Genomic DNA, 13,066 nt, shown 5'->3' on the forward strand with positions numbered 1-13,066 from the left:
GTAAGCATCCAAGTCCGAACTGGTTCGGGAGTTACACGCAGTCCCCTCGCTGTTAGGCTGGTTCCCATGAGTGACCTGCTGGAACGACTTCGCGGACGCGGATGGCGCATGACCGCACAGCGGCGCGTCGTGGCCGAGGTGCTCGACGGTGACCACGTTCACCTGACGGCCGACGAAGTGCACGCGCGCGCGGTGGCCAAGCTGCCGGAGATCTCCCGGGCGACGGTCTACAACACGCTCGGGGAGCTCGTGTCCCTGGGCGAGGTCCTGGAAGTCTCCACGGACCGCCGCGCCAAGCGGTACGACCCGAACGCCCACCGGCCGCACCAGCACCTGGTCTGCGCCCAGTGCGGCGCGATCCGCGACGTCCACCCGGCGGGCAACCCGCTGGCCGACCTGCCGGACACGGAGCGCTTCGGCTTCGTCGTGTCGGCGGTCGAGGTGACGTACCGCGGGGTGTGCCCGAACTGCGCCGGCGCATAGCCGCAGTCCACAGCGGACGACAAGTGCAAGGGGCCGGGAGCCGAACGCTCCAGGCCCCTTCTCCTTCTCGATCGTCCATCGCGATCGCCCGAAACGACTGAAGGCCCGGATCCAGAGGATCCGGGCCTTCAGTCTTCAGTAGCGGGGACAGGATTTGAACCTGCGACCTCTGGGTTATGAGCCCAGCGAGCTACCGAGCTGCTCCACCCCGCGTCGGTAAACACGACTTTACGTGAGGCCGCACGGCAGATGCAAATCGGTTGAGGACAGCTCCTGGCCGGCCACCAGCGGTCAGGCCGAGAGCTCCTCGGCCAGGGCCTCGCGCAGCCGCGCCGCGCGCTGCGAAACCTCCTCCGGTCCCAGCTCCATAGCTCGAACGCACCACTTCTGCCCCTCGGCCAGGTCCCCGTGCCGAGCCGCCAGCAGCCCGAGCCGCAGCGCGGCGCGGCCGTGGCCCGCCACCGCGGCGCGGGTCCACCACAGGGCGGCCTCCGGCTCGCTGCCCTCGCGGGCCAGCAGCAGCCCCAGGTTGAACGCGCCGTTCCGGGAACCCGCCTCGGCCGCCTCCCGGTACCAGCGCGCGGCGACCGCCAGGTCCCCCCGGGCGGCGGCCAGCATGCCGACCCGCACCTGGGCCCGGCGGTGCCCCAGCTCGGCGGCCCGCTCGTACCACTCCTCGCTCTCGGTCCGCGGGGCGCCGCCCGCCGACTCACCCAGCGCCACGGGCTCCGGCGGCGGAGCCAGCGACTCCAGCAGCGAGGCCAGCCGGAAGGCCGCCTCCGCGCTGCCGCCGCCCGCCGCGCACCGCAGGTGCCGCTCGGCGGCACGCTCCTCCCCGTCCCGGACCAGCGCGATGCCGACCTGGAGCGCGGCGTCGGTGTGTCCCGCCGACGCGGCCCGCTCGTACCACTTCAGCGCCGTACGGTCCTCGTCGCGGCTGGCGAACAGGATCCCGAGGTTGAAGGCGGCGTCGACGCTGCCCGCCTCGGCCGCCTTGGAGAACCACGGCTCGGCGCCCTCCGCGTCCCCGCCCTGCAGCAGCAGGATGGCGAGCGCGTTGGCCGCCTCGCGGTGTCCGGCGTACGCGGCACGCCGGTACCACTGCTCGGCCTGCGCGGTCCGGTCCTGTGCGACGCACAGCAGAGCAAGGTTGTACGCCCCGTTTTGATCGCCCGCGTCCATGGCGGTCCGGTACCAGCGCTCCGCTGTCTGCGTCTCGCCCCGCGCCGCGTGCAGCGCGCCCAGGGCGTTCGCGGCGTTGCCGTCGCCGTCCTGGGCCGCCCGGTGCCACCAGGTGGACGCGCTTTCCTCGTCCCCGGCGTCGCGCAGCAGGAAGCCGAGCGCGCAGGCCGCCCTGGCCTCGCCCTGCTTGGCGGAGGTCAGGTACCAGCGCCCGGCCTCCTTGAGCTCGCCGCGCGCCTCCAGCAGCGCGCCCAGGTGCAGCGCGGCACGCCGGTGCCCACGCGCGGCGGCCTGCCGGTACCACTGCTCGGCCTCGGCGGGGTCTCCCTTCCTCAGGTGCCGCGCCAGCCGGTACGCGGCTTCGCGGTGCCCCTGTTCCGCGGCGGCGCGGAACCACCGCTCGACTCCCTTGTCGCCCCGGTGTTCCAGCAGGTCGGCCAGCCCGTACGCGCCCAGGGCGTGGCCGGATTCCGCCGCCTGGCGAAGCCAGTACTCGGCGGCGGGCTCGTCCCCGCGCTCGCGGAAGTGGCGGCCCAGGGCGTGCGCGGCCGGCGCGGATCCGGCCACGGCGGCGACCCGCCACCAGCCGGCCGCGTCCTCGGGGTAGCCCCGCTGGTGCAGCAGGACACCCAGGTTGTTCGCGGCGGCCCGGTCCCCTTCCCCGGTGGCGCCGCGCAGGTACGGCTCGGCGCCGTCGAGGTCGCCGCGGCGCAGCAGCAGCGCACCGAGCACGCTCATGGCACCCGGGTCGCCCTTGTCGGCGGCCACCCGGTGCCGGGCTTCCAGCTCGGCGTCGCTCGCCGCGTCGGTCTCGGCGAACACTTCCTCCGCGAAATCCGCATCGGTCAGCGCGGTCTGCGCGTTGACAACGGGAGCCGACTCACCGGCTCCCGTACCCGGCTCGGCCTCCGCCCTCACAAACCGCCCTGTCTCCAGCAGAGTTGACCTGTCCCCCATAAATCCCATCGTCGCATCACCTGCTACCCGCGTACACCTGGTATGTCGCAGCCAGTGAGGTCACTACAGCGTTTTGTCGACATGCCCATAGAGAGTCAAGTCAAACACGCTCCCGCCCCAACTCACCCTTGTTGGCTACCGCGTGTCCGCCCCGGGCACGACGAAGGCCCGGATCCCATGGATCCGGGCCTTCATCTTCAGTAGCGGGGACAGGATTTGAACCTGCGACCTCTGGGTTATGAGCCCAGCGAGCTACCGAGCTGCTCCACCCCGCGTCGGTGAAACCAAGGTATCACGACGCGGGGCAGAGCCATTACCGATTTATCGCTAGCCGCCCGGCGGAGGCGTGGGCGCGGTCAGCTTCGCCTCCGCGTCGATCGCCCGCTTCAGCGCCGCCTTGATCTCGTCCTGGGCCTTGCCGAAGGCCGCCCAGTCGCCGGCCTGCCGGGCCTTCTCGGCGTCCTCGATGGCCCTCGACGCGTCGGCGAGCGCCGCCTTCACCGTCGGGTCCGTGGCAGCCGGAGGCGTCGTGGTGCCCTCACCCGGCGGCTGGGCCGGCGGCACGGGCGTGGTCGGAGCCTCGGCCCCGAACACCACGTTCAACGCCTTCTCCAGCGTGTCCTCGAACGCGGTCTGGCCGCCGTAGGTCACGAGCACCTTGCGCAGCAGCGGGTACTTCAGGCCCGAACTGCGCACGTACACCGGCTCCACGTAGAGCATGCCGCCGTCGAGCGGGACCGTGAGCAGGTTTCCGTACTCGACCTCCGAGTCGCCACCGCGCAGCAGGCGGATCGACTCGGCGATCTTCGGTTCGGACTGGAACTTGCTCTGGACCTGCTTGGGGCCGTCGACCGGCTTGCTCGTCGGCAGCTTCAGGACGCTGATCTTGCCGTAGTCCGGGGTGCCCGGATCGGCGTTGACCGCCATGAAGGCGCTCAGGTTGTCCCGCTCGTTCGGCGTGAACGTCGTCGTGAGCGAGAAGACCTGGTCCTTCTCCGTCTGACCCGGCAGCTTCATCGACAGGTAGTACGGCGGGACCGCCGTACCGGCCTTGGTCGTCGGGTCGTCCGGGACGGCCCAGGCCTCACTGCCGCTGAGGAAGGTCTGCGGGTCGGTGACGTGGTAGCGGGTCAGCAGTTCGCGCTGGACCTTGAACAGGTCCTGCGGGTAGCGCAGGTGGTCCATGAGCGGCTTGGAGATCTCGCTCTTGGACTTCACCGTGCCCGGGAACGCCTTCATCCAGGTCTTCAGGACCGGGTCCTGGGTGTCCCACTGGTACAGGCTGACCGTGCCGTCGTACGCGTCGACCGTGGCCTTCACCGAGTTGCGGATGTAGTTGACCTGGTTCTCCTGGGCCACCACCGCGCGCTGGCTGTTGGTCAGCGAGTCCGCGGTGCTCTGGCCCAGCGTGGTGCGGGAGGCGTACGGGTAGCCGTTGGTCGTCGTGTAGGCGTCGACGATCCACTTGATCCGGCCTTCCACGACCGCCGGGTACGGGGCGCCGTCGATGGTCAGCCACGGTGCGACGGCCTCGACGCGCTCCTTGGGCGTGCGGTGGTACAGGATCCGCGACCCGTCGCCGATGGCCCCTGAGTACAGGATCTGCGGCTCGCTGAAGGTGAGCGCGTACGCCGCCCGGTTTATCGGGTTGTCGAGGTTGACGCCGGAGTCACCCTTGTAGCTGGTCTCCTTCTCGCCCTTGAGGTCGTCCGAGTAGTCGAGCTCCTTCTGCGGTCCGCCGACGATCGAGTACTGCTTCGTCTGCTCGCCGTAGTAGACGCGCTGCTCGAAGTCCGTGCCGAACATCCCCTTGGAGGGCAGGTCGGACTGGGTGAAGTCGGGCGCGCCCTGGTCACCGACCGTGGTGCCCTTGGCCGCGACCACTCCGTAGCCATGCGTGTACTTGAAGTGGTCGTTGATCCAGTTGTTCTTCGGGATGCCGCCGATGTTCAGCTCGCGCAGCCCGATGACCGTGTCCTGGCCGCTGTACCGGTCCACGGCGAGCGTGGACGGGAAGGCGTAGTAGCCCTTGACCTGCTGGAGCTGCTGGAAGGCCGGCGAGACGATGTTCGGGTCGAGGAGGCGGACGCTGGCGGTCGTGTCGGCCGCCTTGCGCAGCTTGGTCCGGTCCTGCGTCTGCGGGACGCCCGGGTAGTCCTTGACCTCGGAGCCCGCGATCCCGTAGGCGTCGCGCGTCGCCTTGATGTTCTTCTCGACGTACGGAGATTCCTTGGCCTGCTCGTTCGGCTGGACCTGGAACTTCTGCACGATCGCCGGATACAGGCCGCCGATCAGGATCGCCGAGAGCACCATCAGGCCGAAGCCGATGACCGGCAGCTGCCAGGTGCGGCGCCACAGCGTCGCGAAGAACAGCACGGCACAGATCGCGGCGATGGCGACGAGGATCGTCTTCGCCGGGAGGTACGCGTTCGCGTCGACGTAGCGCAGGCCGGTCCAGTTGTCGGCGGCCTTGAAGTCACTGGACTTCACGGCGAGGCCGTACCGGTCGAGCCAGTACGCCACCGCCTTCAGCGTGACGAAGAGGCCGAGCAGCACCGACAGGTGCCCGGTCGCCGCGGCGGTGGCCCGGGCGCCCGGGCTCGTCACGCGCAGTCCGCCGTACAGGTAGTGCACGACGGCTGCGGCGATCACCGACAGCACGACCGCGGCGAAGCCGAAGCCGAGCAGGAAGCGGTACCAGGGCAGGTCGAAGGTGTAGAACGACACGTCGAGGTGGAACTCGGGGTCCTTCTGCCCGAAGGGCACCCCGTTGACGTACATCAGCCAGGTCTTCCACTGGCCCGCCGCCGACGCGCCCGCGATGAGGCCGACGATCACGGCGATGCCCAGGAGCAGCCACTTCTTGTAAGGGGCGATGCTCATCCGGTAGCGGTCGAGGCTCTGCTGCTCCATCGACATCGCGCTGAGCGGCGGACGCAGCCGGTGCGCCAGCCAGATGTTGAACCCGACGGCACCCGCCATCAGCAGGCTGAAGACGGCGAAGAGGCCGATCTTGGTCCACAGGGTGGTGGTGAAGACCGTGGAGTACTTCACCGAGCGGAACCAGAGCCAGTCCGTCCAGAAGCCCGCGAACATGATGAAGAGCATGGCCAGGACGGCCAGCACGCCCAAGGTCATGAGAAGAGTGCGGGCTCGCCGGGACGGGCGGCCGACTCTCATCCGTGGCCCCGAAGGGCCTCCGCCGCGGTCCGGCATCTGGAAAGCCAAGGTGCGCACCTCGAAAGTCGCTGAGTCTGGTAATGAACGGGCACCCGATCCTAGAGCCCCACTCATGCAACTTTCCGTGGCCTTGGTCAGTTCCCGGTATCCGGTGGAAAGGAGGCAGGATGTTGTCCATGTCCAACGTTTCCCCTTCCCCCGGCACGCCCATGGCGGCCAGCCCGCTGACCCGTGCCTGCCTCGAAATCGACGAGTACGCGGCCGGTCTCGGCTGGGACAAGCCCGCCCGGCTGTTCGCGCTCGTCGACACCGCCCGGCTCAAGAAGCAGGAGCCTCGCCTCGCGAGCCAGCTCGGCCTCGACCAGGACGACGCCGGCAAGTCCTCCCTCACCCCGATCGAGCAGGACGAGGTCCCGGCCGGGACGCCGCTCGACAAGTTCCTGGGCACCATCGCATGGCCGGCCGCCGTCGTCGGCTGCGCGCTGACGGTGGAGCGGCTGATGCTGCCGCCGTCCGCGGAGGCCTCCGTACCGGAGGGGCTGAGCGACAAGCAGCTGGCGAAGTGGGTCGCAGGGCACCCGGAGCGGCAGGAGGTCCGGCTGACGGTGGCCGTGCTGCGCGACGGCTCGCGCGAGTCGGCCGTACGGCTGCGCGAGAAGGATTCCTCGACCGAGGTCCTCACCGGCGGGAATCTGGTGCCCGGGCTGGCCGAGGCGCTGGCCGCGACCTTCGCGTAGCGCGCGTGGCCGGGGCCCGGGGGCCGGTCAGGGCTTGGCGCTGCACTGCGGCAGCCCGGCCGTGTCCCCCTTGCTGATCTTCTGCAGCGCCTGCGTGGCGTCGCCGATGGTGGAGACCTTCACCAGGGTGAGCCCGTCGGGCACGTGGGCGGCCGCGGCGGTGCAGTTCTCGGCCGGGGTCAGGAAGTACTCGGCGCCGGCCTGACGGGCGCCGATGGTCTTCATCTGGATGCCGCCGATGGGCCCGACCTTGCCCGCGTCGTCGATGGTGCCGGTGCCCGCGACGAACTTGCCGCCGGTCAGGTCCTCCGGGGTGAGCTTGTCGACGATGCCGAGGGCGAACATCAGCCCCGCGCTGGGGCCGCCGACGTCGGCGAGCTTGATGTCGATCGTGAACGGGAAGGTGTGGTCGGTCCCGGCCCGGATGCCGACGATGGCGTGGCCGTCACCCTCAGCCTTGCCCGCCGTGACGGTGACCTTGGTGGAGCCGGTGGGTTCACGGTTCGCCTTCACCGCCTCGGCCGCGTCCGCGGCGGGGACGATGGTGAACTCGACCGGCTCGCCGGGCTTGTGCTTGGTGACGAGCTTGGCCACGTCCTCGGGGGCGTTGACCGGGGCGCCGTCCACCGCCTTGACCACGTCACCGGCGTGCAGCGTGCCGTCGGCGGGGCTGGCCTTGACCACGGAGGAGACGATGACGCGGGCGGAGACCGGGACGCCGAGCTGCTTGAGGGCGGCCACCTTGGCGCTCTGCTGCGACTGGCTGAACTCCTCGGCGTTCTCCTGGGTGGACTCCGCGTCCGTCTTGCCGTTCGGGTAGAGGTTCTCGTGCGGCACGACGATGTTGTCGCCGGCGAGCCACCCGTATACCGCTTCCACCAGGTTCATGTCGTAGTCGGCGCCGGTGACGCGGACCGTCGTCATGTTGAGGTGGCCGCTCGTCGGGTACGTCTTGCGCCCCGAGATGTTGAGGACGGGCTCGCCGTGCGAGTCCCCGAGCGTGTTCACCGTCGGACCGGGGCTCATCTCGGAGTACGGGACCTTGATGAACACCCCTGCGCAGAGCAGCGCGAACAGCATGAGGGTGGAAGCGAGCATCGTCGCAGTGCGGCGTGGCATGGATCCGACAGTACGGGACGGCTCTGGCGGGCGGCCCGTGGGGCCGGTCCGTACGAGGCCCTGCGCGGAGCCGTCGGGCTCTCGGTGATCTCGGGGCACTTTCCGGGACGCGTCAGACGGCGTCGGAACCGGAGTGAGCCTCTGCCTTTTGCCGGGCCTGTTCGGCCTTTCCCATGGCTTCGCGGAATCGCGCGTAGCCGGCGAGCTCGGATATGTCGCCTTGCGTGCGGTCGCGTGCCGCCCAGCTGCCCCATATCGCCGCTCCGATCGCGGCGAACAGCGGAATCAGCAACCACACCAGTGACGCCATGGGCGTGCCTCCCTACCCCGAAATACGTGTCGTTGGTGGCTTCAACGCTGCTGCCCGGGAAGGGGTTACGCAAATCGAGGGCGTGTTGCGCGGCCGAACGGGTGCGAGGCTACCGCCTTCCGGGGGCGGCCCCACGACCGGGGGTTCAGCAGGCGCCCACCCACTCCTCGGTGCCGTCCGAAAAGGACCGGTTCCCTCCGCCGACCTCGCACCGCTCGGCGCGGGGGCGCCTCACAGGCTTCGGCCGGCTGCGCCGGACTCCGTCCGCCGTCGCGTCACCGACCACGCGGTCGCGGGGATCAGCAGGCTCCGACCCACTCCTCGGTGCCGTCCGCGAAGGTCTGGTGCTTCCAGATCGGGACCTCGTGCTTGAGGTCGTCGATCAGCATCCGGCAGGCGTCGAAGGCCTCGCCGCGGTGCGGGCAGGACACGGCGACGACGACGGCCAGGTCACCGACGGCCAGGTCGCCCACGCGGTGCACGGCGGCCAGGGCGCGGACCGGGTACTTCGCCACGACGCGCTCGGCGACCCGGCGCATCTCGGCCTCTGCCGTCGGGTGGCAGGAGTAGCCGAGCGAGTCGACGTCCGCCCCGCTGTCGTGGTTGCGCACCGTGCCGACGAAGAGCGTCGTGCCGCCCGTCGCGTCGTCGCCGACGGCCTGGAAGACCTCGTCGATCGAGAGCGGGGTGTCGCGGATCGCGAGCAGCCGGATCGGGTCCTGCGCGGCCTGCTCGCCGGGGTGATCGAAGTGCGGAGCCATGTCTTCATCGTGCCCTAGCCGCTGACAAGGCGAAATAGCAGATTCGCCCGGGCCGCGCCCGGCTGCTTGGGAGCCTCCTACGGAAAAACCCCGCATCTTGAGCCTCGGAGAGCCCGGGCGCAGCCCCGGGGCCGCCCGGACCACGGCGTCGCAGGGACCCCGCCGGGCAGCGGCCGGATCAGATCCCGCGGCGCCTGCGGGCCGCCCGGACCACGGCGGCGGCACCGAGCAGCGCGACCGTCGCGCCCGCCGCGCCCGCGGCGGTGGCGTCCTTGCGGCCCAGCCGGCGGCCCACGACCGTGTGGCGGCCCGCGACCTCCTGGAGGAGCTCGGCCAGCACCTCCTCGTTGGTCCAGCGCGGCCGCCAGCCCGCCGCGTGCAGCCCGCTGACGCTGACCACCCACGGGTGCATGGTGTACGCGAGGTCCCCGGCCGGGGAGGGCGTCAGACCGATCCGGTGCAGCCGGGCCGCGGCCCCCAGGGCGACCGCTGAGGGGAGCTCCATGCGGCGGATCCCGCTCAGCTCCTCGACCTCCTCCTGCTCCAGCCAGCCCTCGCAGCCCACCGCGAGCTCGCCCTCGACCTTCTCCAGCGCCGCGTACTCCAGGGCGCTGACCAGGTCCTCGACGTGGCAGAACTGCCAGGTGGGGCGGGATCCGGCGACCACGAGCAGGCGCGGGGACTCGAAGTACCGGGTCAGGGCGGTGTCCGTGCCTCCGACCAGGACCGCCGGGCGGATCACGGTGACGTTCAGGCCGGGGTGGGCGCGGGGGGCCCGGCGGCCGAGGCGCTCGATCTCCAGGAGGTCGCCGACGCCGGTCGCCTCGGCGGTGGCCCGCAGCTCGGAGTCCTCGGAGAGGGGGATGTCGTTGTCGGGCAGGGCCCCGTAGACCATCGCGGAGGTGCACAGCACGACCCGGTGCACCCCGGCCGCCGCGGCGGCCGTCAGCACGGTCTGGGTCCCGCGCACGTTGTAGGCGGTACGGGCCGCCGGGTCCGTCTCCAGATCCAGGTCCAGTGCCAGGTGCACCACGACGTCGGCGCCGCGCAGCTTCTCGGCGATCGCGGGGTCCCGTACGTCCAGGACGTGCCACTGCGCGGCCGCGCAGTCCCCGCGCCGCTCGTCGATGGCCACGACCTGCTTGACCTCGTCGGAGGCCGCCAGGCGGCTCACCAGGGCCGCGCCGACTCCCGAGGCGGCGCCGGTCACGGCGATCACGGGGCCTCGCACGGCCGGGTTTCGCGGCTGGCGAACATCGTGGGCGCTGTCGCTCCGCTCAGGGCGGATTTCGGCGTCGGGCCTGTGCTTGTCCGAGCCGTGCTTGTCCAAAGCGTGCGGATCTGGGGAACTCACCGGGCGTCTCCAGCGGTTGTCTTCAGTAGGGACGCGTCGTGACGCGTACCCACCAGGTGATGTCCATCCTGCCGCAGCCCAGGAGTCGGCGGAGCACCGAGCCCGTAAGCGGGTCCGGTGTCTACGCTGGGTGGTGTTGTCGGACCATTGCCCGTCGGCACCCGCCGGCGGCCCTACGAGCCGAGGAAACCCGTGAGCGACACCCCATTCGGATTCGGCCTTCCGCCGGAGGAGCCGGAGAACGGCGACGAAGGCAAGAGGAAGGGCGGCCAGGGCGGCCCGAATCCGTTCGGGTTCCCGGGCATGGGCCTGCCGGGCGGCGCCGGCGGCCAGGGCGGCGCGGACAATCCGTTCGCCGCGATGTTCGGCTCGATGAACCCGAACGACCTGGGCGCCGCCTTCCAGCAGCTCGGCCAGATGCTCAGCTACGAGGGCGGTCCCGTGAACTGGGACATGGCCAAGGACATCGCCCGCCAGACGGTTGCCCAGGGCACGGCGGACGGCGTGAAGGACACGAGCGTCGGCGTCGCCGAGAAGTCCGCGGTCGAGGAGGCCGTGCGCCTCGCCGACCACTGGCTGGACGGCGTGACCTCGCTGCCCTCGGGCGCGGCCACGGCCGTCGCGTGGAGCCGCGCAGAGTGGGTCGAGGCGACCCTCCCGGTGTGGAAGGAACTCGTGGACCCGGTCGCCGAGCGGGTCGGCGCGGCCATGGGCAGCGTGCTGCCCGAGGAGATGCAGGCCATGGCGGGCCCGCTGCTCGGGATGATGCGCTCCATGGGCGGCGCCATGTTCGGACAGCAGATCGGCCAGGCCGTGGGCGTGCTCGCGGGCGAGGTCGTCGGCTCGACCGACATCGGGCTGCCGCTGGGCCCGGCCGGCAAGGCCGCGCTGCTGCCGCTGAACATCGAGAGCTTCGGCAAGGACCTGGGCGTCCCGGCGGACGAGGTGCGGCTGTACCTGGCCCTGCGCGAGGCGGCCCACGCCCGGCTCTTCGCCCACGTGCCGTGGCTGCGCTCGCACCTGTTCGGCGCGGTCGAGGGCTACGCCCGCGGCATCAAGGTCGACACCTCGAAGCTGGAGGACGTGGTCGGCCAGCTGGACCCGTCGAACCCGGAGCAGCTGCAGGAAGCGCTGCAGGGCGGCATGTTCCAGCCGCAGGACACCCCCGAGCAGAAGGCCGCGCTGGCCCGCCTGGAGACGGCGCTCGCGCTGGTCGAGGGCTGGGTGGACGCGGTCGTGCACGAGGCGGCGAAGCCGCGTCTGACCTCGGCGGACGCGATGCGCGAGACCATGCGCCGGCGGCGCGCCTCGGGCGGCCCGGCGGAGCAGACCTTCGCGACGCTGATCGGCCTGGAGCTGCGGCCGCGCCGGCTGCGCGACGCCTCGCGGCTGTGGGCCTCACTCACCGACGCGCGGGGTGTGGACGGCCGCGACGGACTGTGGGAGCACCCGGACATGCTGCCGACGGCCTCGGACCTGGACGACCCGGACGGCTTCGTGCACCGCGAGCAGCTTGACTTCTCCGAGCTCGACAAGATGCTCGGCGAGGCCGCCCAGAAGCGCGACGAGGACGGCGGCGGGGAGAAGTGAGCCTGCACGACGACGCGGTCCTCGTACTCAAGCGCTACGAGGACCAGCCCGAGCTTCGCGACGTCTACCTGGAACACTTGGCCGCCCATCCGGACGGGGTCTACAAGCCGTGCGAGGCCGGGCACATCACCGGCAGCGCACTGGTGATCGACCCGGAGCGGCGGCGCGTCCTGCTGACCCTGCACAAGAAACTGGGCATGTGGCTGCAGATGGGTGGCCACTGCGAGCCCGGCGACGTCACCCTCGCCGAGGCGGCGCTGCGCGAGGCCTGCGAGGAGTCCGGCATCGAGTCCGGGCTGAGCCTGTTGCCCGGCGGGCCGGTTCGCCTCGACCGGCATCCGATCCCGGCGCCCTGCCACTGGCACCTTGACGTGCAGTACGCGGCGCTGGCGCCGGCCGGTGCGGTGGCGGAGATCAGCGAGGAGTCCTTGGACCTGCGCTGGTTCCCGTACGAGGAGGTGGCGGCGGTGGCCGACACCTCGGTCGTGCGGCTGCTGGAGGCGACCTTGGCACGGCTCGGCGCGTGACGTCGTGACATGAGGAAGGGGCGGCCCCGGATGCCCGGGACCGCCCCTTCCTCGTGCCCGGCTCGTGCCCGGCTGCTCTGCCTGGCCCGTGCCTTCGCCTGCGGTTAGTTCCAGGCGTTGTTCTGGTTCTGCGCGTGCGAGCCGTGCTGGCCCATGCCGAACTGCGCCGCGACGCCCTGGCCGAGCTGGGCGTTCTGCGGCGGCAGCACCTCGCTGGGCTGCACGAGGGCGAAACCGGTGCCGAGGAAGCTCAGCTCCCAGCCCTCGCCGGTGTTGCCGCGCCGGCGCCACACCCCGGTGGAGTGCGTCTGGGCCTGCATCTGCACCCGCAGCGAGGTGGACCAGGCGACGATGGCGTCCGCGTCCGCGTTGACGTACTTGTCGGGCGTGACCTGCATCATCAGCGGCTGCCCGGAGGTCATCAGCGCGACCTTGCCGCGGCCGGTGATGTTGAGCTGGTACTTGCCGGAGCCGGAGATTCCGTACTGGCTGTCCACCGCGATGGCCTCGGTGTGCAGGGTGGAGTCCATGGCCAGCACGTAGCTGCTGTCGACGGTGAGGCCGTCCTGGTCCACGTCCACGACGTGCACGTACTGGGCCAGGTTGGCCAGGTAGACCGTGCCCTGCCCGGAGCAGCGCATGAGGTCGAGGCCCTCGCCGGTGCGGGCGCGGGCGGTGCGCTGGTTGGTGCTCTGGTACTCGCCGTCGAAGTCGATGATCCCCTGGTAGGCGACCATCGCGCCCTTGCGGGCGAGTACGTCGTCGTGGCCGGTCAGCGAGACCCGCAGCAGCTGCGGGTTCTGGACGGCGTACCGCTCCTGGGACTGCGCCTCGGCGTGGGCGAAAAGTGCGCTCTGCATGATGTG

The 13,066-nt window shown here is 71.0% G+C and carries 11 protein-coding genes and 2 tRNA genes; 4 read left to right on the plus strand and 9 right to left on the minus strand.

The window, feature by feature from the left end; all coding sequences use genetic code 11:
• Positions 1 to 66 precede the first annotated feature (66 nt).
• Entirely contained in the window at positions 67 to 483 is a 417-nt protein-coding gene (locus ACFYOB_RS33915) for a Fur family transcriptional regulator (RefSeq protein WP_328927542.1), read from the plus strand.
• Between the two features lie 139 nt (positions 484 to 622).
• On the opposite strand, the gene ACFYOB_RS33920 is transcribed toward ACFYOB_RS33915, so the two are convergent.
• The 4 genes from ACFYOB_RS33920 to ACFYOB_RS33935 all read right to left on the minus strand — a co-directional run bounded on the left by ACFYOB_RS33920 (position 623) and on the right by ACFYOB_RS33935 (position 5,838).
• A tRNA-Met gene (locus tag ACFYOB_RS33920) sits at positions 623 to 696 on the minus strand.
• Positions 697 to 774: 78 nt separating this feature from the next.
• Positions 775 to 2,631 carry a tetratricopeptide repeat protein gene (locus ACFYOB_RS33925; protein ID WP_328927541.1) on the minus strand — a complete coding sequence of 619 codons (1,857 nt, stop codon included), beginning with the start codon at positions 2,629 to 2,631 and terminating at the stop codon, positions 775 to 777.
• A 192-nt stretch (positions 2,632 to 2,823) separates the two neighbouring features.
• A tRNA-Met gene (locus ACFYOB_RS33930) sits at positions 2,824 to 2,897 on the minus strand.
• 52 nt (positions 2,898 to 2,949) lie between these two features.
• Positions 2,950 to 5,838 (minus strand): UPF0182 family protein, encoded by a 2,889-nt coding sequence (locus ACFYOB_RS33935; protein ID WP_388566829.1) that lies wholly within the window; start codon positions 5,836 to 5,838, stop codon positions 2,950 to 2,952.
• Between the two features lie 131 nt (positions 5,839 to 5,969).
• On the opposite strand from ACFYOB_RS33935, the gene ACFYOB_RS33940 reads away from it, so the two are divergent.
• Positions 5,970 to 6,539 carry a PPA1309 family protein gene (locus ACFYOB_RS33940; protein ID WP_388566754.1) on the plus strand — a complete coding sequence of 190 codons (570 nt, stop codon included), beginning with the start codon at positions 5,970 to 5,972 and terminating at the stop codon, positions 6,537 to 6,539.
• 27 nt (positions 6,540 to 6,566) lie between these two features.
• Here ACFYOB_RS33940 and ACFYOB_RS33945 read toward each other — a convergent pair whose 3' ends face one another.
• The 4 genes from ACFYOB_RS33945 to ACFYOB_RS33960 all read right to left on the minus strand — a co-directional run bounded on the left by ACFYOB_RS33945 (position 6,567) and on the right by ACFYOB_RS33960 (position 10,017).
• Positions 6,567 to 7,658, minus strand: coding sequence for a PDZ domain-containing protein (locus ACFYOB_RS33945; protein ID WP_388566757.1), 1,092 nt, complete (start codon positions 7,656 to 7,658; stop codon positions 6,567 to 6,569).
• A gap of 112 nt (positions 7,659 to 7,770) precedes the next feature.
• Positions 7,771 to 7,968, minus strand: coding sequence for a hypothetical protein (locus ACFYOB_RS33950; RefSeq protein ID WP_388566760.1), 198 nt, complete (start codon positions 7,966 to 7,968; stop codon positions 7,771 to 7,773).
• Positions 7,969 to 8,267: 299 nt separating this feature from the next.
• Positions 8,268 to 8,729, minus strand: coding sequence for a molybdenum cofactor biosynthesis protein MoaE (locus ACFYOB_RS33955; RefSeq protein WP_388566762.1), 462 nt, complete (start codon positions 8,727 to 8,729; stop codon positions 8,268 to 8,270).
• A gap of 178 nt (positions 8,730 to 8,907) precedes the next feature.
• Positions 8,908 to 10,017 carry an SDR family oxidoreductase gene (locus tag ACFYOB_RS33960; RefSeq protein ID WP_388566832.1) on the minus strand — a complete coding sequence of 370 codons (1,110 nt, stop codon included), beginning with the start codon at positions 10,015 to 10,017 and terminating at the stop codon, positions 8,908 to 8,910.
• A gap of 258 nt (positions 10,018 to 10,275) precedes the next feature.
• Here ACFYOB_RS33960 and ACFYOB_RS33965 point away from each other — a divergent pair, with 258 nt between their 5' ends.
• Both ACFYOB_RS33965 and ACFYOB_RS33970 read left to right on the plus strand, forming a co-directional pair.
• Positions 10,276 to 11,673, plus strand: coding sequence for a zinc-dependent metalloprotease (locus tag ACFYOB_RS33965; protein WP_388566764.1), 1,398 nt, complete (start codon positions 10,276 to 10,278; stop codon positions 11,671 to 11,673).
• A complete protein-coding gene (locus ACFYOB_RS33970; RefSeq protein ID WP_388566766.1) occupies positions 11,670 to 12,200 on the plus strand; it encodes an NUDIX hydrolase in 531 nt (176 codons plus the stop codon). The genes ACFYOB_RS33965 and ACFYOB_RS33970 overlap by 4 nt, the downstream gene beginning before the upstream one ends.
• Positions 12,201 to 12,304: 104 nt before the next feature.
• Here ACFYOB_RS33970 and ACFYOB_RS33975 read toward each other — a convergent pair whose 3' ends face one another.
• A complete protein-coding gene (locus ACFYOB_RS33975) occupies positions 12,305 to 13,060 on the minus strand; it encodes an AIM24 family protein (protein ID WP_388566768.1) in 756 nt (251 codons plus the stop codon).
• Positions 13,061 to 13,066: the final 6 nt, after the last annotated feature.

Origin of the sequence: Streptomyces sp. NPDC006463 (genome assembly GCF_042870715.1) — a bacterium.
Lineage (GTDB): Bacteria > Actinomycetota > Actinomycetes > Streptomycetales > Streptomycetaceae > Streptomyces.